The organism is Nocardia sp. NPDC058058 (assembly GCF_042885355.1).
In the GTDB taxonomy this organism is placed as follows: Bacteria; Actinomycetota; Actinomycetes; order Mycobacteriales; family Mycobacteriaceae; genus Nocardia.
On the sequence record NZ_JBHVSA010000001.1, the window covers coordinates 31,810 to 54,963 of the forward strand.

At 67.6% G+C, this 23,154-nt stretch carries 24 protein-coding genes; 14 read left to right on the forward strand and 10 right to left on the reverse strand.

Features of this window, described 5'->3' with window-relative positions; all coding sequences use genetic code 11:
• Positions 1 to 30: 30 nt before the first annotated feature.
• From ACFVUS_RS00155 to ACFVUS_RS00170, 4 genes are all read left to right on the forward strand, one after another.
• Positions 31 to 600, forward strand: coding sequence for a hypothetical protein (locus ACFVUS_RS00155; protein WP_387760910.1), 570 nt, complete (start codon positions 31 to 33; stop codon positions 598 to 600).
• Positions 597 to 1,673, forward strand: coding sequence for a PrsW family intramembrane metalloprotease (locus ACFVUS_RS00160; protein ID WP_387760911.1), 1,077 nt, complete (start codon positions 597 to 599; stop codon positions 1,671 to 1,673). The genes ACFVUS_RS00155 and ACFVUS_RS00160 overlap by 4 nt, the downstream gene beginning before the upstream one ends.
• An 87-nt stretch (positions 1,674 to 1,760) precedes the next feature.
• Complete coding sequence (locus ACFVUS_RS00165) at positions 1,761 to 2,627, forward strand: GNAT family N-acetyltransferase (protein ID WP_387760912.1); 867 nt, start codon at positions 1,761 to 1,763, stop codon at positions 2,625 to 2,627.
• A 143-nt stretch (positions 2,628 to 2,770) separates the two neighbouring features.
• On the forward strand, positions 2,771 to 4,477 hold the full coding sequence (locus tag ACFVUS_RS00170) for a SulP family inorganic anion transporter (protein ID WP_387760913.1): 1,707 nt from the start codon (positions 2,771 to 2,773) through the stop codon (positions 4,475 to 4,477).
• Between the two features lie 7 nt (positions 4,478 to 4,484).
• Here ACFVUS_RS00170 and ACFVUS_RS00175 read toward each other — a convergent pair whose 3' ends face one another.
• Together ACFVUS_RS00175 and ACFVUS_RS00180 are read right to left on the reverse strand one after the other, a co-directional pair.
• On the reverse strand, positions 4,485 to 5,219 hold the full coding sequence (locus ACFVUS_RS00175) for a hypothetical protein (protein ID WP_387760914.1): 735 nt from the start codon (positions 5,217 to 5,219) through the stop codon (positions 4,485 to 4,487).
• Complete coding sequence (locus ACFVUS_RS00180; protein WP_387760915.1) at positions 5,216 to 5,611, reverse strand: hypothetical protein; 396 nt, start codon at positions 5,609 to 5,611, stop codon at positions 5,216 to 5,218. The genes ACFVUS_RS00175 and ACFVUS_RS00180 overlap by 4 nt, the downstream gene beginning before the upstream one ends.
• Before the next feature lie 154 nt (positions 5,612 to 5,765).
• Here ACFVUS_RS00180 and ACFVUS_RS00185 point away from each other — a divergent pair, with 154 nt between their 5' ends.
• A complete protein-coding gene (locus ACFVUS_RS00185; protein WP_387760916.1) occupies positions 5,766 to 6,062 on the forward strand; it encodes a hypothetical protein in 297 nt (98 codons plus the stop codon).
• Positions 6,063 to 6,064: 2 nt separating this feature from the next.
• Here the strand turns inward: ACFVUS_RS00185 and ACFVUS_RS00190 are convergent, their stop codons facing one another.
• Positions 6,065 to 6,937, reverse strand: coding sequence for an SDR family oxidoreductase (locus tag ACFVUS_RS00190; protein WP_387760917.1), 873 nt, complete (start codon positions 6,935 to 6,937; stop codon positions 6,065 to 6,067).
• Between the two features lie 132 nt (positions 6,938 to 7,069).
• On the opposite strand from ACFVUS_RS00190, the gene ACFVUS_RS00195 reads away from it, so the two are divergent.
• Complete coding sequence (locus ACFVUS_RS00195) at positions 7,070 to 7,714, forward strand: pentapeptide repeat-containing protein (protein ID WP_387760918.1); 645 nt, start codon at positions 7,070 to 7,072, stop codon at positions 7,712 to 7,714.
• A 1-nt stretch (position 7,715) separates the two neighbouring features.
• Here ACFVUS_RS00195 and ACFVUS_RS00200 read toward each other — a convergent pair whose 3' ends face one another.
• Together ACFVUS_RS00200 and ACFVUS_RS00205 are read right to left on the reverse strand one after the other, a co-directional pair.
• Positions 7,716 to 8,486, reverse strand: coding sequence for an SDR family NAD(P)-dependent oxidoreductase (locus ACFVUS_RS00200; protein WP_387760919.1), 771 nt, complete (start codon positions 8,484 to 8,486; stop codon positions 7,716 to 7,718).
• A 119-nt stretch (positions 8,487 to 8,605) separates the two neighbouring features.
• Positions 8,606 to 9,466, reverse strand: a complete 861-nt coding sequence (locus ACFVUS_RS00205; RefSeq protein WP_387760920.1) for a LysR family transcriptional regulator — start codon at positions 9,464 to 9,466, stop codon at positions 8,606 to 8,608.
• 102 nt (positions 9,467 to 9,568) lie between these two features.
• Here ACFVUS_RS00205 and ACFVUS_RS00210 point away from each other — a divergent pair, with 102 nt between their 5' ends.
• Entirely contained in the window at positions 9,569 to 10,486 is a 918-nt protein-coding gene (locus ACFVUS_RS00210) for an MBL fold metallo-hydrolase (protein ID WP_387760921.1), read from the forward strand.
• Here ACFVUS_RS00210 and ACFVUS_RS00215 read toward each other — a convergent pair.
• Entirely contained in the window at positions 10,480 to 11,067 is a 588-nt protein-coding gene (locus ACFVUS_RS00215) for an XRE family transcriptional regulator (RefSeq protein ID WP_364632943.1), read from the reverse strand. The genes ACFVUS_RS00210 and ACFVUS_RS00215 overlap by 7 nt on opposite strands.
• Before the next feature lie 86 nt (positions 11,068 to 11,153).
• Between ACFVUS_RS00215 and ACFVUS_RS00220 the strand changes: the two genes are divergently transcribed.
• Positions 11,154 to 12,167 (forward strand): NAD(P)/FAD-dependent oxidoreductase, encoded by a 1,014-nt coding sequence (locus ACFVUS_RS00220; RefSeq protein WP_387760922.1) that lies wholly within the window; start codon positions 11,154 to 11,156, stop codon positions 12,165 to 12,167.
• Here ACFVUS_RS00220 and ACFVUS_RS00225 read toward each other — a convergent pair.
• A complete protein-coding gene (locus tag ACFVUS_RS00225) occupies positions 12,149 to 12,895 on the reverse strand; it encodes an alpha/beta fold hydrolase (protein WP_387760923.1) in 747 nt (248 codons plus the stop codon). The genes ACFVUS_RS00220 and ACFVUS_RS00225 overlap by 19 nt on opposite strands.
• A 71-nt stretch (positions 12,896 to 12,966) precedes the next feature.
• Between ACFVUS_RS00225 and ACFVUS_RS00230 the strand changes: the two genes are divergently transcribed.
• Positions 12,967 to 13,374 carry a MarR family winged helix-turn-helix transcriptional regulator gene (locus ACFVUS_RS00230; RefSeq protein WP_387760924.1) on the forward strand — a complete coding sequence of 136 codons (408 nt, stop codon included), beginning with the start codon at positions 12,967 to 12,969 and terminating at the stop codon, positions 13,372 to 13,374.
• Positions 13,375 to 13,376: 2 nt separating this feature from the next.
• Here ACFVUS_RS00230 and ACFVUS_RS00235 read toward each other — a convergent pair whose 3' ends face one another.
• A complete protein-coding gene (locus ACFVUS_RS00235; RefSeq protein WP_387760925.1) occupies positions 13,377 to 14,147 on the reverse strand; it encodes an RNA polymerase sigma factor SigF in 771 nt (256 codons plus the stop codon).
• Between the two features lie 272 nt (positions 14,148 to 14,419).
• Between ACFVUS_RS00235 and ACFVUS_RS00240 the strand changes: the two genes are divergently transcribed.
• Positions 14,420 to 15,319, forward strand: coding sequence for a DoxX family membrane protein (locus tag ACFVUS_RS00240; protein WP_387760926.1), 900 nt, complete (start codon positions 14,420 to 14,422; stop codon positions 15,317 to 15,319).
• Here ACFVUS_RS00240 and ACFVUS_RS00245 read toward each other — a convergent pair.
• Positions 15,297 to 16,205 (reverse strand): LysR family transcriptional regulator, encoded by a 909-nt coding sequence (locus ACFVUS_RS00245; RefSeq protein WP_387760927.1) that lies wholly within the window; start codon positions 16,203 to 16,205, stop codon positions 15,297 to 15,299. The two genes, ACFVUS_RS00240 and ACFVUS_RS00245, sit on opposite strands and share 23 nt — an antisense overlap.
• 122 nt (positions 16,206 to 16,327) lie before the next feature.
• Here ACFVUS_RS00245 and ACFVUS_RS00250 point away from each other — a divergent pair, with 122 nt between their 5' ends.
• Positions 16,328 to 18,004, forward strand: a complete 1,677-nt coding sequence (locus tag ACFVUS_RS00250; RefSeq protein ID WP_387760928.1) for a CDGSH iron-sulfur domain-containing protein — start codon at positions 16,328 to 16,330, stop codon at positions 18,002 to 18,004.
• A 13-nt stretch (positions 18,005 to 18,017) separates the two neighbouring features.
• Here ACFVUS_RS00250 and ACFVUS_RS00255 read toward each other — a convergent pair whose 3' ends face one another.
• Positions 18,018 to 18,593, reverse strand: coding sequence for a TetR/AcrR family transcriptional regulator (locus tag ACFVUS_RS00255; RefSeq protein WP_387760929.1), 576 nt, complete (start codon positions 18,591 to 18,593; stop codon positions 18,018 to 18,020).
• Between the two features lie 92 nt (positions 18,594 to 18,685).
• Between ACFVUS_RS00255 and ACFVUS_RS00260 the strand changes: the two genes are divergently transcribed.
• The 3 genes from ACFVUS_RS00260 (at position 18,686) to ACFVUS_RS00270 (ending at position 23,130) form a co-directional block, all read left to right on the forward strand.
• Positions 18,686 to 19,897 (forward strand): alpha/beta fold hydrolase, encoded by a 1,212-nt coding sequence (locus ACFVUS_RS00260; RefSeq protein WP_387760930.1) that lies wholly within the window; start codon positions 18,686 to 18,688, stop codon positions 19,895 to 19,897.
• 33 nt (positions 19,898 to 19,930) lie between these two features.
• A complete protein-coding gene (locus ACFVUS_RS00265; protein ID WP_387760931.1) occupies positions 19,931 to 20,494 on the forward strand; it encodes a TIGR03086 family metal-binding protein in 564 nt (187 codons plus the stop codon).
• A gap of 170 nt (positions 20,495 to 20,664) precedes the next feature.
• Positions 20,665 to 23,130 (forward strand): phosphoketolase, encoded by a 2,466-nt coding sequence (locus tag ACFVUS_RS00270; RefSeq protein ID WP_387760932.1) that lies wholly within the window; start codon positions 20,665 to 20,667, stop codon positions 23,128 to 23,130.
• Positions 23,131 to 23,154: the final 24 nt, after the last annotated feature.

Below are 23,154 nucleotides of genomic sequence, written 5' to 3' on the forward strand. Positions count from 1 at the left end.
CCCGCCACACGGACCGGGAGGCTGGAAGTCATGGCGCGCCTGATTCATTCGGTGGGACCGGCGCTGGCGGCGGTGGCCGCCCTCGCCGTGATAGCCGTGGTGCCACCGCTGCTGGACGCCGCGGTGCCCACCCGGGAGACCGCGGTCGCGGCGGGTACCGAGGTCACGCTGACCGCGAGCGGTATCGGCGCGGTGCACGGCACCGAGGATCCATCCAACGGTGTCACCTTCGCGGTCCCGGAGGCCATGCGCCGCATCGCCACCGGTGATCAATCCGCCGCGATCTTCGATTCCGATATCGGTGAGCAGCGGCTGGGTGTCTCGGTGGTGGACGGCATCACCGATTTCGATACCGCCGCACCGCGACTGCTGCTGCCGCTGCGCGCGTCCGGGCAGCAGGTGCGTTTCGACGGCAATGCCATCGAGGCGGGTTCGTTCCACGGCCTGATGTGTGTGCTGCCCGATACGGCGGGCGGTGTGTGCGCGGTCGCCAATTCCGGTGATATCGCGGTGACCATCACCGTCACGGGGCCGACCCGGGAGGCGGGCCGGGCCATGATTCTCGCGGTGCTGGCATCGAGCAGGGCGGTGGAGGTATGACCGCGCCGGGCTGGTTCCAGCCCCGATCCGCGCTGTTCTGGGTCTACTGCGTGGTGGTCGCCGCCGGTCCGCTGATATTCCTGGCGCAGGCGGCGGGCATGGTGTGGTTCGGCGGGGCGCAGGCGCTGGCCGCGCTCCCGGTGACCGCGCTGACGCTGGTGTTCTTCGGCTGGGTGTTGTTCGAGCTGGACCCTTTTCGAGCGCGGCGACGATTGATCGCGCCGATTCTGATGGGTTTCATCTGGGGCGCGACGGTCTGGCCGGGCCTGGCACTGTGGGCGAATGATCATGTGACGCAAGTGGTTACGAAACTCGGCGGCGATCAATTCGGGAGCGATTGGCAGGCCGCGATCGCCGCGCCCATCGATGAGGAGTTCATCAAGGCCATCGGTATCGCGATCGTGGCGGTGCTGTTCCGGGCGCGGCTGCGCCGGCCCATGGACGGTCTGCTCATCGGCGGTTTCGTCGGATTGGGCGCGCAGATCTCCGAGGATTGCCTGTACAGCGTGCAGACCGCGCTGGGCGCGCCGCAGGATCCCATCGCGGATGTGCTGATCGTGGCGGTTTTGCGGCTGATCACCGCGTTCACCTCGCACTGGGCGATGTCGGCGCTGGTGGGTGTCGGCATCGTGGTGCTGCTGCTGCGCATCGATCGCTCATGGGGTTGGCGGGTCGGCTTCTTCGCGCTGTTCTACGCCATGGCGGTGACCATGCATTTCGTCTTCGACGCGCCGCGCCCGAACGGTCCGGGCGTGCTGATGCTCTTCTTCCCGGTGGTCATCGATCTGCTGATCTTCGGCCTGGCCTACCGCTGGGTGCTGGGTACCGAGCGGAAATGGTTGCGCACCAGCATCGCTCAGCCGTCGGCGCGCACACTGGGCACCGAACAGCAGTTGGCGTCGCTGCTCACCCGGCGCAGTCGCCGTCGCGCCCGCGCGGGCCTGCGGGCGGCGACCCGAATGGATCGGCGGCAGGCTCGCCGCTACGAGCACGCGTTGATCGATCGGGTGCAGGCGCTGTCCGATGCCCCGTCACAGCCGGGTTGGAACTATCAGCAAACCGTGCGGAGGTAGCCGCATCATGCGCCGCCGAAGGATTGCGACCGATCTGGAGCGTGCCGATTACCTGCGACTCAGGTGTCGAACGCTAGCTTGTTTGATATGAGTGAGGGCAGATCGCTTCCGGAAGCACCGGGTTTCGAGCGGGCGCATGAGCTGCTGGAGCGAAGACAGCAAGCGTTGTGCAACTACTTGGCGGCCAGCGGTGATGTCGCGGGCAGCCGGATTCGGGCCAATCTCACCGGGTGGCGGCGCTGGTTGCATCGGCTGCCCGGCTCCAGCATCGCCAATGCCACCGGTCGTCGCGATGTGCTGCTGCGCGAGCTGGCCCAGCACGGCGTCGGCGCGGACGACCGCCGCTGGGGCGTGCTGTCCGGTGGATATATCCGCAGCCGTGGCAGCTCGTTCGGCCTGGAGTTCACCCTGGCCGATCTGATCACCGAATACGAGACCACCGATCCGCACTGGACTCGTCAGCTGCGCGTGCTGGCCGCGCTGGCCGAACAGACCCGTCCGCTGGCGGCGCTGGGCGATCGGGTGGCGGTGGCCGATCTGACCGAGCAGCTGGTCGCGCTGACCCGTGCCGCCCCCGATGAGGCGGCGCGCGGACGGCTCGCGGACCATCTGCCCGGGGTGCTGCGCCCGCTGCCCGCCGATATCGAATCCCTGCGCCGCAGTGACGATCTCGTCGATGTGGTGTTCGACGTGTATGCCGACACCATCAAGCTCGACAACATCACGGTCAATCCGGAGTTGCGCGGGACCGGGCTGGGAAGTGCTGTGCTGCAACAGCTCTGCCGGGCCGCGGACGCTCATCATCTGACCGTGGTCGGTCAGCTGGTGCCCACCTATCGCGATGACGATTCGGCCGTCCCGATGCTGGCGGCCTGGTGCCGCAAACACGGGTTCGCGGTGAACGAGCGCCTGGGCGGGCGTATCTCCCGCACCCCGGCCAGCGTTTCCTCCTGATCGATGCCCCGGTATCGGGGCCGCGCGTGCGATTTCACCCGGGACGTGTGAGTTCGGACCGGGGCAGCACCGGTTAGAGATGTTCCAGTCGAATCGGCAGGAGACAGCATGGATGCGCACGGGCTCGATATCGGGTGCGCCGGGTGAGCGCACCGGGCAGGGCGGCGAATTGGCTGGGGCGCGCTCGGACCAGGATCGGCAAACCCACCGCCGCCGATGTCACCGCGGGCATGGCGACCGGATTGTTCAGCATTCCGGAGGGAATGGCCTATGCCTCGATCGCCGGATTCAATCCGGTGGCCGGGCTCTACGCCGGGGTGATGCCGCCGATCTTCGGTTCGCTGACCGCGTCCACGGTGCTCATGGTCACCACGCTCACCAGTGCCATCGCGCTGACCGGTCAATCGGTGCTCGCCGATGCCGGATTGGATCCGCACGATATGGGAAACGTTGCGGCACTGGCGATTCTGGTGGGCCTGGTGATGGTGATCATGGGTCTGCTGCGGCTCGGGGTGGTGCTGAGCTTCGTCTCGAACGCGGTGATGATCGGCTTCTCCACCGGTATCGCGCTCTCGATCATCACCGGCGTGTTCGAGGACGCCACCGAGTACAAACCGGCCGGCCACAACAAACTCGTGCAGGTATGGCACTGGATCACCGGAATCTCGCACTGGCACACCACCACGACGCTGGTCGCGATCGCCACCATCGTGGTGTGGGCGCTGGCGCGGCTGGTGCCCAAACTCGAATCGCTGGCGCTGCTGGTCGCCATGGTGGTGGTCAGTGTCGGGGTCGCGGTGTTCGGGGTGGATGTGGATCTGGTGCGCGGCATCGCGGAGATTCCCGCCGCGCTGCCGGGGCTGTCGCTGCCGAATCTCGATGCGGTGCCGCAGCTGCTGCCCGGGGCGTTCTCGGTGGCGCTGGTCGCGCTGGCGCAGGCCGCCGGTGTCGCGCCGTCCATGCCGAATCCGGATGGGTCCCGTTCGAATATGAACGGGGACTTCATTTCCCAGGGTGTGGCCAATATCGGCGGTGGCCTGTTCCAGGCGCTGCCCGCGGGCGGTTCGCTCTCGCGTACGGGTGTGGCGGCCAGTGTGGGCGCGCGCACCCGCTGGGCGGGCATCATCTCGGGCGTCTTCCTGGCGGTGGTGGTGCTGACCTGTGCCGGTCTGGCCGAACGGATTCCGGTGCCGGTGATCGGCGGGCTGATCCTGGTGGTGGGCGGTGAGCTGATCTGGGGTAAGCGCGCCGATATCGTCATGGTGTGGCGCACCTCGAAGCTGTCCACGGCCGCCATGATCGCGACCTTCGCCGCCACCACGCAGTTGCCGTTGCAGCAGGCGATCGTGATCGGTGCGATGCTGTCGCTGCTGCTGTACTGCGTGCAGGCCACCCGCGGCACCGAACTGACCGCGCTGCACCGGGATTCGACGGGCACCTGGAGTACGACGCGGGTGCCGTCGACACTGCCGCCGGGGGAGGTGACGGTCCTGAATTACGACGGTTCCAGCTTCTTCGCCGAACTACCGCGCCTGGAGGCCGGACTCCCCGATCTCACGGGTGCGCGCGACGCGGTCCTGGTCCTGGTGCTGCGCTCGGCACCCGATATCCCCTCCTCGGCCATGCTGAAACTGTTCCGCCGCTACGCGGGCACGTTGCACGATCAGGGTGGCCAATTGATCCTCGCCGGTGTTCGGCCCGCGCTGGCGCAGGCCCTGGAACGCACCGGTCTGCGCGAGGTGCTCGGCCCGGACGACATCATCCCCGCCTCGAATGTGCTGCTCGCGCCCCTGGATCAGGCCGTCGTCCGCGGCAACGAGTGGATCGCGAGCCGGGGCAGCAGCACGTGAGGGGCGATCAGACCGCGGCGTCCGCGGTGGTGCCCGTACGCCGCAGCCGGCGATACCCGAGTATGCCGGAGACGGCGTAGGCGATGACCATGAGAGCGGCCGTGGGCCAGGCGTATTCGAGATACCAGTCGCCGAAGCTGTTGGGCCAGATGCTCTCCACGATCAACAGCAGCACCAGCAGGGTGCCGATGGCCGCGCCGATCGCCATGGGAAGCAGGGCGATTCGGGTGTCGCGGGTGGACGCGGAGAACGAGTACAGCACCGACGCCAGCACCGCGAGATTCGCCACCAGCAGGGCCGTGGCGGTGATGTAGATGTATGTCATTGCCAGGCCGCGCAATCGGCCCACGTACATGGTGGGCGTGACATGGGCTTCGGAGACGGCGTAGAGGACGATCAGCGCCACGCTCGCGATACCGAAGACCAGTCCGGTCCAGCGCGTCAATTGCCTTCGGCCCCAGGCCTGCCCGACGGTCAGTACCAGACAGCAGGCCGCGGCGAGGGCGACCAGATCGCCGATGAGGTTGCCCGCGTTGGCGAGTCGGACGCTGTCCGGGGTGGCCTGGTCGACCCATTCGTTGCTGATGATCGCGGGCTGGGTGAGAATGGCCGCTGCCATCAGCAAGGCCAGTGCCACCGTGAGTGGCCGCGATCGAGGTTGGCTGCGCCACAGCGTGAGTCGCAGGGCGACCGCGACCGTGCCGATGATGCCCGCGGTCACCAGCAGGACGGGCACCATCACAGCATTCCCTCTCCGATGCGTCGTCGTTTGATGCGGCGGCCGTGCGTATCGTCGGTGTGCCGCTCCGGTTCGGGGGCGCGGCGGTCCACGGCCTGGCGTTCGCGGGCCACCGCCTCCTCGAGCAGTTGCAGCATGGGCACCGCGCTGAGCGCGTCCCGGGTGGCGGCGTGGTCGACATCGCTGCGGTTCAGCAGACCCGCGGCGATGAGGCCCTCGACGGGGTTGGCGCCGTAGGCGCGCGCGAGTTCGATCACGGTGTCCGCCACCGGCGGATCCGATTCCTCCAGATGCCGCTTGATGCGCGGCCCATTGCTGTCCAAGCGTTCCGCGATGGCGCGGGTGCTCGCCCCGCGCGTAATGGTCCGCTTCCAAGCGTCGAACGCCTGGCTCATCGTCGCATCGTCCTCGGGTCGGTGGTGCTTTCGCCTGCGCGGAACGCTACGCGTCGAATCGCGAATATTCCAATACCGCAGCGAAAATGTTGCACCGATGGTGGGAACGGCGAAAGCGGGGTGGGGTGTCGGATCGGCACATACGCTCGGGTGGGTGAAGACACTGCTGCAGGTTGTCGCCGGTCATTTGCCTCCTACTGTCGCCGCGCGGGTGCGGGTGGCCGCGGCGGATCCGCGGTTGGACGGAGCGCAGATCGAGGACGTGGTGGCGCCGCTGGCACAGTTGAGCGAGGGGCAGGTGCGCGAGGTGTGGCAGGCGCTGGCCGATCAGTCGGACCCGGCCTTACCGCAGCGCCTACAGGATGATCTGGTTGCGCTGCACAAGGATCCGTCCCCGGCCGCGCTGATGGCGGTGGTGCGCGATCTGCTCACCGCCATCGCGGCGCACTGACCTCAGGTTCGGTTCCGCAGGCGGTCCAGCACTTCGGGATGGGTGGTGAGGTAGCGGTCGAAGGCGATGGGCGGATGGCCGGTGATCGCCTCCACGGTACTGGATACCGTCGCGAGTTCACCGGTGGCGATGGCCTGATACGAGGTCACCCAACCGGCGACCATCCAGTCCGGCGCACCGTATTTCGATCGACTCTCGTAGGCCTCGGGTATCGATTCGGGTTTATAGGTGATATCGCGATCGGTGTGCTTGCTCAGGATGGCGGCGACCTCGTCCAGGTTCAGCGCCTCCGGCCCGGTGACATCGCGTATCTCGTTGTGCAGCAACTGATCATCGAGCAGCACCGCGGTGGCCACATCGGCGATGTCCTCGTGCGCCACCGCCGCGACCCGGCCGTCACCGGCGGGTCCGCGGATCACCCCGGTCTCCGGATCGGCGAGTGCGGGCAGATGGATCTGATAGTTGTTGTCCCGCAATACCGTGAAGGCCAGTTCGGTCTGGCGGATCTGCTGTTCGGTGTACCAGTGATCGCGCGCGAAGGTGAACGTGGCCTCGGGCGCGGCGCCCTGGAACGAGATGTAGACGATGCGCCGCACCCCGGCCGCCACGGCGGCCTCGATGGCGGTGGTGTGCTCGGCCACGCGCAGATCGCTCTCCATGGCCGAGACCAGCAGCAGCGTTTCCACCCCGCTGGTCGCGAGCTCGAATCTGGGCCCGTCACCGTAGGGGGCGAAGCGCACCTCGGCGTCGGGAATGGGCAGCTGTTTACCGGGTTTGCGGGCGATCAGGCGCAGGTCGGCCCCCGCTGCGGCGAGGCGCTGGGCGACGAGGGTGCCGAGCTTGCCGGTCGCTCCGGTGACTCCGATTTTCGTCACGGTCGAACCTCTCGGTGCGAGGAAGTGAATCTCGGGTCGTGCCTTTCTGGCAGCCTACGCCCCGCATCGGCCTGTCGGCGGCTTCGGCTACGGTCGACGGCACTGGTTGCCGAGCAGAGGTGAGGATCTTCGATGCCGCGGGATTTGGCCGATCTGTCGTTCGCGCGTTTCCTTCAGGAGCGTGACGAGATCACCATGGAGGGTGAATACGATTGCGCCCTCTTCGAGGGGATGCGGCTCGAGGACGCCGAGGTGCGCGGCGCGCAGCTCACCGAATGCGCCATCACCGGCGGTGCCATCACCGGTGGTTCGTTGCGGCACACCAGGTTCAACGATGTGTGGATTCAGGGCACCCAGTGGACTCGCGCCGATCTGTCCGAAACCTCGTGGATGGACGCGGAATTGGTGATGAACGCGTGGTCGGGGGTGGAGGCGTTCGGGGCGCGGCTGCGCCGGGTCAAGTTCTACAACTGCAAATTCGATTCGGTGAACCTGCGCGGCGCGCATCTGAACGAGGTGTCGTTCACCGATTGTGTACTGCGCCACGTGGATATCGGCGAGGCGAAGCTGACCTCGGTCACCTTTCCGGGCACCGAGATCGAGGCGCTGTCCATGCGCAAGGCCACCCTGTCCAAGGTGGATCTGCGCACCGCGCGCTCGATCGGCGTCTACGAGGGGGTGGAATCGCTGCGCGGGGCCACGATCACCAGCTTGCAGCTGATGGATCTGGCCCCGATCTTCGCGCACACCATCGGGATCAACGTCTCGGATCGGTGAGCTACACCCCGTAGCCGCCGTCGATATCGAGTTTCTGCCCGCTGATGAAGTCGGCGCGGTCCGAGGCCAGGAAGCACACCGCTTCGGCGATGTCCTCGGCATTTCCGAAGCGGCGCAATGGAATATTGGCCCGGGTGATCTCCAGCGCGTGCTCGTCGAGTTCACCCGAGCTGATCAGCCGATCCGCCATACCGTCGGTGGTCATGCCCGGTCCGACGCAGTTGGCGCGAATCCCGAACCGGCCCTCTTCGGCGGCGATGCCCCGAACCAGTGCCTCCACAGCGGCTTTCGGCCCGCTGGAGAGGCCATCGCGGATGGGGAAGCGCGCGGTGGCGGCGGTGCTGATGGCGACGATATTGCCTTGGGTCTCGCGCAGATGCGGGAGCGCGGCGTGTACGGCGTTGAAGAATCCGCCGGCGTCGTCGATGAGCTGAGATCGGAAGTCCGCCGGGGAGATTCGGCTCAGATGCCGCATCGGGATATGCGGTCCGGCGGCGTAGACCAGGGTGTGGATGCCACCGAATTCGGCAGCCACCTGCGCGGTGACCTCGGCGGCGCGATCGGCGTCGGTGAGATCGAGTCGCCAGGACCGTGCGCGTCGCTCGCGCTCCTTGGCGAAGGTGAACAGCGGATCGAGTTTGCCCGCCGAGCGGAAGTAGGTCAGCCCCACATGACTGCCGCGCTCGATGAGCATGTGCGCGACGGCGAGGCCGAGTCCGCCGCTGGCGCCCAGTACGAGTGCTGCCCCGGGCCGGTGACCGAAGTCGTCCATTCACTTCCTTCGGTGCGTGTCGCGCACTCGGGCGCGACGACTTTGAACAGGTCGATACCACCTCATTCGTAGTCCACCGCGACAAAACAAGCAAGTGCTTGGTTGCTAGCCGGGGGTGATCAGCCGATTCGATACAGCTCGGCGGCAATGCGCCGGAACGACTCGATGAGCGGATTCGTATCGGCCCGAGGCCACGCCACCACCAGGTGGCTCGGCGGGGCATCGCCGATCGGCACCGCCCGCAATCCCCGCGGCAGCGCGTGCGCCAGCGGTGCGAGACCGATCGACCCGTTCCAGAGCACGGCCTGCATGCATTCGTGCACGGTACGCACCACCGGACCGTCACCGTGCCCCAGTTCGGGCCGGGTCCAATACGCCTGCCACACCGGATCGGTGCCCTCGGGTAACCGGAACCACTGCCGGTCCGCGAGTTCACGAAGTTCGATCCGGTCGCGCCCGGCGAGCGGATCGTCATCGCGCACAATCACCCCGATCGGATCCGCGCGCAGTGGATGCACCGCGATTCCATTGTGCTCGAACGGAGTTCGGGTGAGCGCCAGATCGGTCAGCCCGGCTTTGAGCCCCGCGGTCGGATCGGTGAAATCGAATTCGCGCACGCGCACCCGGATATCGGGATGCACACGCCGGAATTCCGTGACCAGATCCGCGCCCGCCTGTTCGGCGCTGTCACCGAGCGTGCCCAGGGTGAGCGAGGCCGATTCGGCGATGGCGCGCACCTTGGCGCGAGCCTGTTCGGCCTGCGCCAGCAGTGCGCGCGCCTCGTCGTAGAGCGCCGCACCGGCGGCGGTCAGCGTGACCCCGGCGGGGGAGCGCAGCAGCAGTACGCTGCCGAGTTCGGTTTCCAAGTGCCGAATGGCGCGGCTCAGTGGCGGCTGGGACATGTGCAGGCGGGCGGCGGCCCGGCCGAAATGCAGCTCCTCGGCTACCGCCACGAAATAGCGCAGCGTGCGTAAGTCCATCAGCGGCAACGATACCCGTGGGGTATCGGGCGGCCGGAACGGGTGTTGGACGGTGCGCGGCGCCGTCGGTGGACTGGAGGCAGTCGAGGACAGGAGTGCATGATGACCGCAGCGGTGACGCCCGAACAGCCGATCCCGGATCCCGAGGTGCGAACCGGGCAGGCGCGCGAAGTCTCCCGCGATCTGGTGGTGATCGAGAATCGGGGTGCGGCGCTGGTGCCCAATATCGGGGTGATCGGCGGCCGCGAGGCGGTGCTGGTGGTCGATACAGGTATGGGTCCGCGCAATGCGGAAGCGGTGCTGGAATTCGCGGCCGACTACGCCGCCGGACGCCGATTGTATTTGACCACAACGCATTTCCATCCCGAGCACGCCTTCGGTGCGGAGGTGTTCGCGGATGCGGCGACCTATCTGATCAATCGGGCGCAGGCCCTGGATCTGGAGCGCAAGGGCGCGGCATATCTCGAAATGTTCCGGGGCCTGGGCGATTCGGTGGCGCGACGGCTCGACGATGTGCGGCTCGTCGCGCCGGATCTGGTCTACGAGAGTGAGTACGAGCTGGACCTGGGCGGTCGGCTGGTGCGCTTGCGGGCCACCGGCCGCGGGCACAGTCTGGGCGATCAGGTGATCGAAATCCCGGACGCGGACGTGCTTTTCACCGGTGATCTGGTGGAGGCGGGTCAGTTCGCCATCTTCCCGTGGTTCCCGCCGTACGACACCGATGTCTCGGGGATCGGCTGGCTCGAGGTCATGGAACGGCTCCTCGCCGAACGGCCGGGCACGGTGGTGCCGGGGCACGGTGCGATCGGCGGCGCCGAGCTACTCGCCGATGTGCGCGACTATCTGCGACTGCTGCGCGAGGAGACCCGGGTGCGCCGTGACAGCGCCGTGAGCCAGGAGACGATCATCGCGGAGGTGCGGGCGATAGTGCTTGCGCGGCATCCGGAGTGGGCCGGTCGCGAATGGATCGAGAACGGGATCGGCTGCCTGTGCGCCGAACATGCGCACGCCGGTCATTGATCCTTGGGTTTGGGGCGGGCGCGCAGGTGTGCGCGTTCGCCCTGTTTGCCGAAGAGGCTGAGGAATTCGACCGGATTGCCGTCGGCCGAACCGAACCAGTGCGGTTCGCGGGTGTCGAATTCGGCCGCCTCGCCGGGTGACATGACGAAATCGTGGTTGCCCAGCACCACGCGCAGCCGGCCGTTGAGGATGTACATCCATTCGTAGCCCTCGTGCGTGCGCGGATCCGGTTCCTGGCGGCTGCCGCCCGGAATCACCAGCTTGTAGGCCTGGATGCCGCCCGCGCGCCGGGTGAGCGGGACCATGGTCATCCCGTTCATGGAGACCGGGCGCAGATGGATGCGCGGATCGCCGGTGGCGGGCGCGTCCACCAGTTCGTCCAGCGTCACCCCGTGCGCCTTGGCGAGGGGAAGCAGCAGTTCCAGGGTGGGGCGCCGGGCCCCGGATTCCAGCCGGGACAGCGTGCTCACCGAGATTCCGGTGCTCGCGGACAGTTCCGCGAGGGTGGTGTCACGCTTGCGGCGTAGCTCCCGCAGGCGCGGGCCGACCGCGTCCAGGGCCTGATCGAGTTCGGAGTCCATGCTTCGATTTTGCCGTATCGGCAACATTACTTGCCAGATTTGTGGGTGTTCTCGCATTGTCGAAGCAGACGAACGAGGAGGTCGTGATGACGGATCAGCTGGCGGACAGCTATGACACGGTGGTGATCGGCGGCGGCGCGGCCGGATTGAACGGCGCGCTCATGCTCGCGCGGGCTCGCCGCTCGGTGCTGGTGATCGATGCGGGCGAACCGCGCAACGCCCCCGCCGACGGGGTGCACGGGCTACTGGCCCGCGAGGGCATGTCCCCGGCCGAATTGGTCGAGCGCGGCCGCGCGGAAGTACGCGGCTACGGCGGGCAGATCATCGCGGGCACCGTGGTCGCCGCGACCCGCGACAGCGATTCGGCCGCTGCGGACGGCAGTTCCGCCGCCGCTGTGGTGGAAACCGGTGTCCCGGGCTTCACGGTCGAATTGGCCGACGGCCGAACCGTGCGCGCCCGCCGACTGCTGGTGACCACCGGCCTGGTCGATGAGCTCCCGGATATCGCGGGACTGCGAGAACAGTGGGGCCACAACGTGATCCACTGTCCGTACTGCCACGGCTGGGAGGTGCGCGATCGGGCCATCGGCATCATGGGCAGCGGCCCCATGTCGGTGCATCAGGCGCTGCTGTTCCGGCAGTGGAGCCCGGACATCACCTATTTCGCCCATCACGTCCCGCCCACGGCCGAACAGGCCGAACAGCTTGCGGCACGGGGCATTCCGGTGGTGACCGGTGACGTGGCGGCGCTGGAGATCACCGATGGGAACATCGTCGGCGTACGCCTGGCCGACGGCACCGTGGTCCCGCGCACGGCGGTGGCCGTGGCCACCCGCATGGTGGCCCGAGCGAGTTTCCTTGCACCCCTTGGCCTGAAGGCCGTCGACCATCCCTCGGGCATGGGCGAGCACATCCCCGCCACCGACCCCACCGGCCGCACCGAAATCCCCGGCGTCTGGGTCGCGGGCAATGTCACCGATATGTCCGCCCAGGTCGGAGCCTCCGCCGCGGCCGGAGCCATGGCCGGAGCCATGATCAACGCCGACCTGGTGACCGAGGAGACCGCCACCGCCGTCGCGGCCTACCGAGCCCGCGCCTGATCCAGTTCGTCGATATAGGCATCGATGCGCGCGAAGGTCGCCTCGGGCTGTTCGAGCTGCGGCAGATGCCCTGCCTCGCCGATGATTTCGAGGCGGGCAGCACCGAACGCGGCGGCGTACGCGGCACCGTAGGCGGGCGTGACGATCCGATCGCTCGCGCCCCACAGCAGCAGCGCGGGGATCCGCACCGCCGCGAGGCGATCGATCAGGCTCGGATCGTGCATGTAGGGCTCGCCCGCGAAATGTCGTAGCGCGGCCATATTCCCCTGTCGCACAGCGGTTTGCGCGGCGGGCACGGTGGTCGGGTCCTGATGGAACCGATCCGGATCGTGATAGGAGTGCTCGGCGATCGCCCGCGCGTCGAGGGCGAAGAAATCCGGAATCGGTTCCGCGTCAACCCATATGCCGGTGGCGTCGATGAGGATCAGCCCACCGATCAGCTCCGCCTCGTCCCGGGCGGCCATCTCGGCGGCGATCCAGCCGCCGATGGAGGATCCGACCACCAGCACATCGCGCAGTCCCCGCTCGCCGAGCAGGCGCAGGTAGGCGGCGGCGAGATCGGCGATGCTGTCGATCTCCGCCGGTCGCGGGGTGCCGTTCCAGCCGGGATGGGTGGGCGTGAGCACCCGGCGGGAGCGCCCGAGCTGGTGGGCGAGAGTCGCCACGCTGAACGGTCCCGCGCCACCGTGCAGTACGAGAGTGGCCGGGCCACTGCCTATTTCGTCCATGACCGTCATCCCCGTTCGCTGACTAAACATGTTGATATAAACAACCTTAGTCAACTGATAGCATGCTGTCCATGCCTGATCTGCAAGCCCTGGGGCGGGCGATCAAACAAGCCCAGTATCGCCACCATCGCGCCCTGGACAATGCCCTGACGGGGGTGGGCAGCACGCTCGCGCAGTGGGATGCCCTGCGCGCGATCGACCGCATGCCCGGTTCCACCGCGCGGGCGCTGGCCGAGGAGACATTTCAGAGCGAACAGTCCTTCGGCACCCTGGCCAATCGCCTACTGGCTCGCGGCTTGATCGAGCGTGCGCCCGGCCGCGGCCGGGCCATCGAGCATCGGCTGACCCCGGCGGGTGAGCACACGCTGGCCGCGGCCAACCGGGTCGCGGACGCCGTACTGGCCGAATCGTTCGCCGCGTTGTCCGCGGCCGAGCGCACTACCCTGCGCGGGCTGCTCGAGCGGGTGGGAACGCGCTGAGGTCAGTCGGCCAGGGCGCTCTCGCGTAGTTGAGTGAGGGTGCGGGTGAGGATGCGGGAGACGTGCATCTGGGAGATGCCCAGGCTGTCGGCGATCTGTTTCTGGGTTTTGGATTCGAAGTAGCGCATGGTGAGGATGTCGCGTTCGCGATCACCGAGTTCGATCAGGTGCGGACGGACGGCCATGCGCTGTTCGATGAGTTCGTAGTCGGGATCCTCGCCGCCCAGGGTTTCGGCGGGCGGGATGGGGGAGTTCTCGCCGTCGTCGCTGGTGTAGGCGTCCAGTGAGGAGGTCTGGTAGGCATTGGCGGCGACCAGGGCCTGGGTGACCTCGAGCAGGTCGACGCCGAGTTCGGCGGCGATTTCGCGGGCCTTGGGCATCCGGCCCAGGCGCTGTGCGAGCCGCTCCACCGCTCCACCGATCTGGAGCTGAATCTCCTTGGTGCGCCGGGGAACTCGCACCGACCAGGTGTAGTCGCGGAAGTGCCGCCGGACCTCGCCCATGATGGTGGGGATGGCGAAGGACAGGAAGGTGGAGCCGCGCGAGACGTCATAGCGGCCGACGGCCTGTACCAGACCCACCCGTGCCACCTGTTGCAGATCGTCGAAACCCTCACCGCGCCCGGCGAATCGGCGCGCGATATGGTCGGCGAGTGGCAGGCAGCGCTGAATAATGCGCTCGCGCAACATTTCTTGTTTGGGATCGGAATTCTCTACGGCGATGGCGAGCTCTTCGAAGGCCGCCTCGATATTGTCGTAGCTGTTCTCGGTCATCGGTTGCACTCCGACTTCCGCCGATTCGCTCGCGGCCTCTCGCGGGGGAGGTCGGCTGCACTGCGTCGCAGCGGGGAAGTCGGCTGTCGCGCTGGCACGGCCGCGTGGAACGCGCGACGCGCCTGGATCGGCTGTGTTATCAACCTTCCCTTCGGGTACCCCGCGCGCCCGCCCGCAAACCGAGATTCCCGTAACAGGCGATTCACCGGGGGTTTAGCAGGCTCGATCCGGGTATCGCCGGAATAACGGCGACCTGGAAGGAACCCCCTCACATGTTGATGCGACGACTTGCCCGCCCGCTCCTGGCGACAGCCTTCATTGCCGACGGATTGGACACCCTGGCCAATCCGCAGCACCGCGCCAAGGCCGCCACCGTGCGGGTGCAACAGGCGCAGCGCGCATTGCCCGAACGCTATGCCGATCGCCTGCCGGACCCCGAACGCGCGGTGCGGATCAATGCCATGGTGCAGGTGGGCGGTGGCGCGCTGCTGGCCTTCGGGCGGGTGCCCCGACTGGCCGCGGCCGTGCTCGCGGCCACCGTGATTCCCGCGACCCTCACCGAACAGGACTTCTGGGCCGAGACCGATCCGGCGCTGCGGTCGGCCAAGCGGGTGGGGTTCCTGAAGGATGTGAGCCTGCTGGGTGGTCTGCTCATCGCCTCGGGTGATGTCGGCGGGCGGGGCACACCCGGGTGGAAGAAGCTGGCCGGACGGGCGGCCGCCGGGACGGCCGGGCTGGCCGACGCCGCGCAGACCCATGGCTCCCAGCTCGCCGAGCGCGCGCAGGAATCCGGTGCGCATCTGGCCGAACTGGCCCAGGTGCAGGGCTCGCACCTGGCCGAATTCGCCAAGGATCACGGCCCGCAGCTGGCCGAGACGGCCCGCGAGCGCGCCGCCGAACTCTCCGAGGTGGTCAAGGATCGCGGCGCGGAGCTCGCCGATGTGCTGAAGGACCGCGGTCCGCAATTGGCCGAGACGGCCCGCGAGCGTGCCGCGGTGCTCTCGGAGGTGGTCAAGGATCGCGGTGCGACGCTGGCCGAGGTCGTGAAGGACCGGGGCGCGGATCTGGGCGAGGTGGTGAAGGATCGCGGCGCCGAACTCGCCGAGCGGGTGCGCGAGCGCGGCGATGAGCTGCCCGCGCGCAAATCGTTCACATCTCGTTGGCGCGCTTGATATTTCCCGATGCGATCGCGTGCGCACCCGCGTCGAAGGCGCGGATGCGCGCGGTCTCATCGCAGGCGCGCCAGGTGAAACCCCAGTGCATGGGCGGGGTTTCGATGATCGGCACGAACGCGATATCGGGTCGCCGATAGAACCGATCCACCTGCGCGCCGCAGATGAACGCGCCCTCGCCCGCGCCGATACTGGCCAGCACCTCCTGGAAGGTGTGCGCGAGTCTGCCCCGTGGAATTGGCCGCCCGGCAGGGGTTTCGGCCGGAATATGGTCCTCGACCCAGGAGCGCGGCACGGTATCGGGCACGTCCAGCAGCGTCACCTCCGCCAGGTCTTCCGGTTCGATCTTGTCCCGGCTCGCCAGCGGATGCGTCGTGGATACCGCCAGCACGCGCGGTTCGGTAATGAGCACCGGACCGTGCACCAGCCCCGGATCCTCGATCGGCCGGCTCACCAGCACCATGTCGAAACCGCTGGTGAACCAGCGCAATCCGTCGGCGAGCTGGGCATCGCGAATATGCAGTTCGGTCTCGGGGTGATCGGTGCGAAAGCTCGCGGCGGTGGTGTGACACAGCTGTCCGGCGGCCGCGCCGATGAATCCCACCGTGAGTGTGCCCGCGAAGCCCCGGCCCGCGCCGATGGCGCGGCGGATGGCCTGCTGGATCTGTTCGTGTCCCGGTCGTAGATCGCTCAGCAGTTGCTCGCCTATGCGGGTGAGGGCGACCCGCCGGGTGGTGCGCCGGAACAGTTGGGCGCCCACCCGGCGCTCGAGCTGTCCGATGGTCTGGCTGACCCGGCTGGGGGAGACGTGTAGCTGTTCGGCGGCGCGCCCGAAATGCAGGTGTTCCGCGACCGCGAGGAATCCCTCGATTTCGTAGAGCTCCATGATCCTTCGCTCGTTTCCTGAGTGGCACTACGTAAGCGTTGAGCGAACGGTCGTTGTTCCCGAGCCCGGAAGTGGACCATCCTTCGAAGTGGATATCCGTTCGCGCCGAGGGAAGGGCCGCCTTGACCACCGCCATCCAGAACGAACTCCGAACACTGCTGGCGCGCGCCCGTCGTCTCGATGCCGAGCTAGTCGAGGGCGCGACCCCGCTGGCCGATTCGGTGATCCGCCCGCTGCTCGCCGTGGTCGGTGAAACCGATTCCGCCACAGGCGAACCCGAGCCGGGCGAGCCGGAGTCGCGGCTGTGGGAGCTGGCCAAGGACGCCACCCGCCTGCGCGTGGGCAACGATGAACCCGAATTGCTGGAGGCGGTGGCCGCGCTCCAGCATCTGGCATGCGTATTCGCCTCGGACGAACAGACTTTGACCGCGCGGGTCGCCGAACTCACCGAGATTCAGGGTGTTTCGCCGACCCGGATCGACGTGTCGCCGGACGGGCCGTATCTGGTGACCAATCCGGAACAGCTCACCAATTGGCTCGGCGAACCCGTGCGCACCTTCCCGCAGATGGCGCTGTGCCGTTGCGGCGCTTCGGAAATGAAGCCGCTGTGCGATGGCAGCCATGCCCGGATCGGATTCACCGGCGCGAAGGATCCCGAGCGGGTGCCCGATCGGCTCGACACCTATCGCGGGGTCGGGATGACCGTCACCGACAATCGCGGTATCTGCGCGCATTCGGGCTTCTGCACCGATCGGGTGCCGACCGCGTTTCGTGCCACCCAGGAGCCCTTTGTCGCCCCCAGCGGTGCGCGCGCCGATGAGATCAGCGCGGCGGTGCGCGCCTGCCCGTCCGGTGCGCTGGACAGTCCGCAAGTTGTTTTCCCGCAACGGGATCCGGCCATCGAGGTGTCCAAGGACGGTCCGTACCGGGTCATCGGCGGCGTACCGCTCGACAGCGATGACAGCCGCGAGCACTACAGCCTGTGCCGCTGTGGGCAGTCCCGCAACAAGCCGTTCTGCAGCGGTATGCACTACTACGTCGAGTTCCGCGATCCGCCGCTGTCCGAGGAGCCGACGCTGTTCGAGTGGGCGGGCGGGCTGCCCGCGCTCACCCGAATGACCAAGATCTTCTACGGCAAGTACGTGGCGCAGGACGATCTGCTGGCCCCGCTGTTCGCTCGCATGTCCCCCGATCATCCGGAGCGGGTCGCGGCCTGGCTCACCGAAACCTTCGGTGGTCCGGCGCTTTACACCGAGCAGTACGGCGGCTATGACCATATGGTCGCCGAGCATGCGGGGAAGGCGCTGACCGAACAGTGGCGCGCCCGCTGGGCCCAGTTGATCTCGCGGGCCGCCGATGACGCGGGCCTGCCGCGCGATCCGGAATTCCGCGCCGCCTTCGCCGCCTATGTCGAATGGGGTTCGCGTATCGCGGTGGAGAATTCGCAGCCGGGTGCGAATCCGCCGCCGCATATGCCGGTGCCGCGCTGGTGGTGGGTGTGCAATGCGACTCCGGGAGCACGTATTTCGGCACTCGCGCCCAAGGCCGAGCAGGCGGCGGCGCTGCCGGCCGCGGGTGAGCCGATCGGATTCGCCGAGCACATCAAGCCGCTGTTCCGGGAAATGGATCGCAAGTCCATGAGCTGGGTGTTCGATCTGTGGTCGCATGATGACGTGACCCAGCACGCGGAGGGGATTCTCACTCGCCTGCGGCAGGGTTCGATGCCGTGTGACGGCGCGTGGCCCGCCGACCACGTGGATGCCTTCGAGGCCTGGATCAAGGACGGCTGCCCAGCCTGAATTCCCCTGTGATTCACCCGGATTGGTCGACCAGGCGGTCGGCCAATCCGTTCGTGTATCCGGGTTCCAGCGGTCCCATGCCGAACAGGGTCCGGACATAGATCGGGGCCAGTATGTGGTCCACGATGTCCATCGGATCCGGTGCGCGCTCACCCCGTGCGATCGCACGATCCACCATGGTGCGCAATTGCTCGAAACGCGCCATGAGGAACTGATTTCGGGCCTGCTGACCGGTTTCCCCGGCATTGGTCAGCGCCATCGCCAGCCGCAGCACTCCGAGTCCACCGGGACCGGACACATCGGCGGCGACCTTCGCCGCGAAACCGCGCAGGTCAGTACTCAGGCTGCCGGTATCGGGAATCGGTGAATGCTCGGTGAGCCAGCCGATGGCCGCGTCCGCGCTGAGCGCTTCCAAGGTGCCCCAGCGGCGATAGATGCTGGTATCGGCGACCCCGGCGCGGGCCGCCACCTCGCCGACCGTGAAATTGCCGTAGCCGCGCTCGGCGGCGAGTTCGGTCACCGCCTGGTGGACGGCGGTGCGCACCCGGGCGCTGCGCCCGCCGGGCCGTCGAGTCTTCTCCGGTTCCATGACCACACTCTAACGCAGTTGGGGGTTGCGTTTAGTTCGGCATGCTTCTACGGTTGTTCTTAACGCCGCTACGAACTGCTTTAGGAGTCATCATGCAACCGGTCTTCTTCCCCGAGGACACCCAGTTCTGGTACGAGACGCTGCGCACCCTGGGCCACATCACCTACGGCGGGGCCGATTTCGGCGAGACCGTCGCGACCACCCACCGCATCAAGGCCGGTGACTACGACAGCTGGCACGACGAATGGCTGACCACCGCGGATCGGGTCGCGGCCCAGGCGGTGTCATCGTTGTCCGGCGGGCATCGGGTCAGCGCCCGGGACGGGTTCCTGCGGGCCTCGAACTACTACCGCAACGCCGAGTTCTTCCTGCACGGCGATCCGGCCGACGCGCGCGTCATCCACGCCTACGACCGGCAGGTCGAATGCTTCCGCGCGGCAGCGGAATTGGCGGTGCATCCGATCGAGCCGATCGAAATCCCCTACGAGGGCACCACTTTGCCCGGCTACTTCTATCGCGTCGACGATTCCGGCACCCCGCGCCCGACCGTGCTGATGTGCAATGGTTTCGACGGCTCGGCCGAGGAGATGTACTTCAGCGGTGCGGCCGCCGCGGTGGAACGCGGATACAACGTGCTGGTCTACGACGGCCCGGGGCAGCCCGGCGCGGTGCACCGCCGCGGCCTGTTCTTCCGCCCGGATTGGGAGAACGTGGTCGGCCCGGTCATCGATTACGCGCTCACCCGCCCCGAGGTCGATCCCGCTCGCCTGGCGTTGTTCGGCAACAGCATGGGCGGGGTGCTGACCCCGCGCGCGGCCGCTTTCGAACCGCGCGTGTCGGCCCTGATCACCGTGGACGGCGTCTACGACCTGGGCGATATCTCCACCGCGAACCTGCCCGGTGAGCGCGCCGAGGTCGAGCGTCGCCTGCGCGCCGACGCGGATCCGGAATTCGACGCCATGCTCGACGAGGCCGTCCGGCACAGCCCGATGCTGCGCTGGGCCGTCGATCAGGGCAAGTTCACCTTCGGCAGCACCACCGCCCGCGAATTCTGCGCCGCCTACCTGGATTACCACGTGCGCGACGGCATCGCCGAACGCATCACCTGCCCGACCCTGGTCTGTGACGGTGTGGACGACGGCTTCTTCCAGGGGCAGCCCGAACTGCTGTACGAGCACCTCACCTGCCCCAAGACGCTGGTGAAGTTCACCGAAGCCGAAGGCGCGGACGCGCATTGCCAATCCGGTGCGCAGCGCCTGGCCTACGCCCGCGTCTACGACTGGCTCGACGACGTCTTCGCCTGAGTTCGCCACCTCCGAAAGTTCCTGGAGCACACCATGACCAGCATCGTCGACCACATCGACGCCGCCATCACCGCGACCGGCCGCATCGTGGACGCGATCCCCGCCGACCGGCTGCCCGCGCCCACCCTCTGCGAAAAGTGGGATGTCCGAACCGAACTCAACCACCTGGTCGGCGGCATGCGCATCTTCGCCGCCGAACTCACCGCCACCGATCCCGGCGGTGAACACGAATCGGACTGGCTCGCCGCCGATCACCACGCCGCCTACCGCACCGCCGCCACCCTGGACCGCGCCGCCTGGCACCGCCCGGACGCCCTGACCGGCACGGTGCGGCTGGGCTTCGGCCCGGTCCCCGGAACCCTGGCGGCCATGATCCATCTGACCGAGGTCCTGGTGCACGGCATGGATCTCGCGGTCGCCATCGACCGGGAGGATCTCATCGATCAGCGGGCAGCCACCGATCTGCTGGAAATCCTGCGCGACAATGATTTCGATGCCTTCCGCCAACCCGGCATGTTCGGCCCGGCCGTCGAACTCGCGGCGGTTGCCCCCGCACACCGGCGACTCCTGGCCTTCACGGGTAGGGAGCAACTCTGAACGCGATGTCGGCGCGGGTGGGCGCGGCGCGATCGCGACCACCCGCGACATCGTGACGGCCGCGTCGGCTATGTCCGGTTACCGATCGGGGGAGCGGGTAGCCTGGGCGTGGCATCTCCGCCCGAAAGGTCCGCCCAGGCGATACCCCGCAAGCGTGAGGAGTTCGGCGCATGACGCAGTTGACCAGCGCGAATGATGACACTTCGGCCGATAATATCGGTGGGCCGGGTGGTGCGACCGTCGCGCCGGAGCCCTATCGGCTCGATGACAGTTCCGGACCGCTCGAGCGCGACGAATTGCGCCTCATCGATGCCTGGTGGCGGGCGGCGAACTATCTGGCGGTGGGGCAGATCTATCTGATGGCCAATCCGCTGCTGCGCGAGCCGCTGGAAGCCGAACAGATCAAGCCGCGGCTGCTCGGGCATTTCGGTACCGTGCCCGGACTGAATCTGGTGTGGGCGCATGCCAATCGGGCCATTCTGGCCCGGGATCTGAACGCGGTCTTCGTGGCCGGGCCGGGGCACGGCGGGCCGGGGCCGAACGCGTGCGCCTGGCTGGAGGGCACGTACTCCGAGCTGTACAGCGGCATTCCGCGCGATGCCGAGGGTATGCGGGCGCTGTTCGCGCAGTTCTCCTTTCCCGGCGGCGTGCCCAGCCATTGCGCGCCCGAGACGCCGGGTTCGTTCCACGAGGGCGGTGAGCTCGGGTACTCGCTACTGCACGCTTTCGGTGCGGCGCTGGACAATCCGAGTCTGACCGTCTTCTGCGTGATCGGCGACGGCGAGGCCGAGACCGGACCGCTCGCGGGCAGCTGGCATGCGAACAAGTTCCTCAATCCGGCGCGCGACGGTGCGGTGCTGCCGATTCTGGCCCTGAACGAATACAAGATCGCGAATCCGACCATCCTGGCGCGCATTCCGGAATCGGAGTTGATATCGCTGCTGCGCGGTTACGGCTATGAGCCGATCATCGTCTCCGGCGACGATCCGGCCGCGGTGCATCAGGATATGGCGGCCGCGATGGACGACTGCATGGACCGGATCGCCGAGATCCAGCAGATCGCGCGTACCGGCGATCCGACCCGTCCGATCTGGCCGATGATCGTCATGCGCACCCCGAAGGGCTGGACCTGTCCGCCGATCGTCGACGGCGAACCGGTGGAGGGCACCTTCCGGGCGCATCAGGTGCCGCTGCCCGCCGCCCGCACCGATGCGAAACACCGTGCGGTACTGGAGAAGTGGCTCGAGTCCTATCGGCCGCGGGAGCTGTTCGACGACTCCGGCCGCCCGGTCGAGGAGCTGCTGCGGCTGATTCCGGCGGGGGACCGCCGGATGAGCGCGAACCCGGTCGCCAATGGCGGCACCCTGGTGCGCGATCTGGCGCTGCCGGATTGGCGCGACTACGGCGTGGACGTTCCGTCGCCCGGTGCCACCAAACATGAGGCGACCCAGGTGCTGGGCACCTGGCTGCGCGATGTCACCGCGGCCAATCCGCACAATTTCCTCACCTTCGCCCCCGATGAGCTCGCCAGCAATCGGCTCCAGGACATCCTCACCGTGACCGGCCGGGACTGGCAGGCCGAAATCGGTGAGTACGACGTGAAATTGGATCGCGCCGGCCGGGTCATCGAGGTGCTGTCCGAGCATATGTGCGAGGGCCTGCTGGAGGGCTATCTGCTCACCGGCAGGCATGGCGTCTTCACCTGCTACGAGGCGTTCATCCACATTGTCGACGCCATGTTCAACCAGCACGCCAAATGGCTCGACGCCAGCGCCGCGGTGCCGTGGCGGCGGCCCATCCCGAGCCTGAATTATCTGCTGTCGTCGCATGTTTGGCGGCAGGACCACAATGGCTTCACCCATCAGGACCCCGGATTCCTGGACGTGGTGCTGAACAAATCGCCCGAGATCGTGCGGGTGTACCTGCCGCCGGACGCCAATACCCTGCTCTCCACCTACGATCACTGCCTGCGCTCGCGGCACTACGTGAACGTGGTGGTCGCGGGCAAACAGCCGCAGCCGGACTGGCTTTCGGTGCCGGAGGCCACGGTGCACTGTGCGCGCGGCGCGGGCATCTGGGAGTGGGCGGGTCATAACGACGATCTCGGCACCACCCCGGATGTGGTGCTGGCCTGCGCGGGCGATGTGCCGACGCTGGAGACCCTGGCGGCGGCCGCGATCCTGCGGGAACGACTGCCGGACTTGCGGATTCGCGTCATCAACATCGTCGACCTGATGCGCCTGCAACCGCAGGACGAGCATCCGCACGGGCTGCCGGACAGCCTCTTCGACACCATGTTCACCACCGACCGCCCGGTCATCTTCGCCTTCCACGGGTACCCCTGGCTGATCCACCGCCTGACCTACCGGCGCGCCAACCATTCGGGCCTGCACGTGCGCGGCTACAAGGAAAAAGGCACCACCACAACACCTTTCGACATGGTCATGCTCAATGACATGGACCGCTACCACCTGGTCATGGATGTCATCGACCGGGTGCCCGGACTACAGGCGCAGGCCGCCGGACTGCGTCAGGAAATGGTCGACGCGCGCTGGACCGCCCGCGCCTGGACCCGCGAACACGGTGAGGACATTCCCGAGGTCGCGAACTGGTCCTGGCCGTACCCGCGGAGCTGAGATCGACGAATTCCCCCCGTCCGG

Bases quoted from the DNA above. Each gene is read 5' to 3' on its own strand.
- ACFVUS_RS00155 (WP_387760910.1), top strand. From the start codon at position 31: ATGGCGCGCCTGATTCATTCGGTGGGACCGGCGCTGGCGGCGGTGGCC.
- ACFVUS_RS00160 (WP_387760911.1), top strand. From the start codon at position 597: ATGACCGCGCCGGGCTGGTTCCAGCCCCGATCCGCGCTGTTCTGGGTC.
- ACFVUS_RS00165 (WP_387760912.1), top strand. From the start codon at position 1,761: ATGAGTGAGGGCAGATCGCTTCCGGAAGCACCGGGTTTCGAGCGGGCG.
- ACFVUS_RS00180 (WP_387760915.1), bottom strand. From the start codon at position 5,611: ATGAGCCAGGCGTTCGACGCTTGGAAGCGGACCATTACGCGCGGGGCG.
- ACFVUS_RS00195 (WP_387760918.1), top strand. From the start codon at position 7,070: ATGCCGCGGGATTTGGCCGATCTGTCGTTCGCGCGTTTCCTTCAGGAG.
- ACFVUS_RS00200 (WP_387760919.1), bottom strand. From the start codon at position 8,486: ATGGACGACTTCGGTCACCGGCCCGGGGCAGCACTCGTACTGGGCGCC.
- ACFVUS_RS00205 (WP_387760920.1), bottom strand. From the start codon at position 9,466: ATGGACTTACGCACGCTGCGCTATTTCGTGGCGGTAGCCGAGGAGCTG.
- ACFVUS_RS00210 (WP_387760921.1), top strand. From the start codon at position 9,569: ATGACCGCAGCGGTGACGCCCGAACAGCCGATCCCGGATCCCGAGGTG.
- ACFVUS_RS00215 (WP_364632943.1), bottom strand. From the start codon at position 11,067: ATGGACTCCGAACTCGATCAGGCCCTGGACGCGGTCGGCCCGCGCCTG.
- ACFVUS_RS00220 (WP_387760922.1), top strand. From the start codon at position 11,154: ATGACGGATCAGCTGGCGGACAGCTATGACACGGTGGTGATCGGCGGC.
- ACFVUS_RS00225 (WP_387760923.1), bottom strand. From the start codon at position 12,895: ATGGACGAAATAGGCAGTGGCCCGGCCACTCTCGTACTGCACGGTGGC.
- ACFVUS_RS00230 (WP_387760924.1), top strand. From the start codon at position 12,967: ATGCCTGATCTGCAAGCCCTGGGGCGGGCGATCAAACAAGCCCAGTAT.
- ACFVUS_RS00235 (WP_387760925.1), bottom strand. From the start codon at position 14,147: ATGACCGAGAACAGCTACGACAATATCGAGGCGGCCTTCGAAGAGCTC.
- ACFVUS_RS00240 (WP_387760926.1), top strand. From the start codon at position 14,420: ATGTTGATGCGACGACTTGCCCGCCCGCTCCTGGCGACAGCCTTCATT.
- ACFVUS_RS00245 (WP_387760927.1), bottom strand. From the start codon at position 16,205: ATGGAGCTCTACGAAATCGAGGGATTCCTCGCGGTCGCGGAACACCTG.
- ACFVUS_RS00255 (WP_387760929.1), bottom strand. From the start codon at position 18,593: ATGGAACCGGAGAAGACTCGACGGCCCGGCGGGCGCAGCGCCCGGGTG.
- ACFVUS_RS00260 (WP_387760930.1), top strand. From the start codon at position 18,686: ATGCAACCGGTCTTCTTCCCCGAGGACACCCAGTTCTGGTACGAGACG.
- ACFVUS_RS00265 (WP_387760931.1), top strand. From the start codon at position 19,931: ATGACCAGCATCGTCGACCACATCGACGCCGCCATCACCGCGACCGGC.
- ACFVUS_RS00270 (WP_387760932.1), top strand. From the start codon at position 20,665: ATGACGCAGTTGACCAGCGCGAATGATGACACTTCGGCCGATAATATC.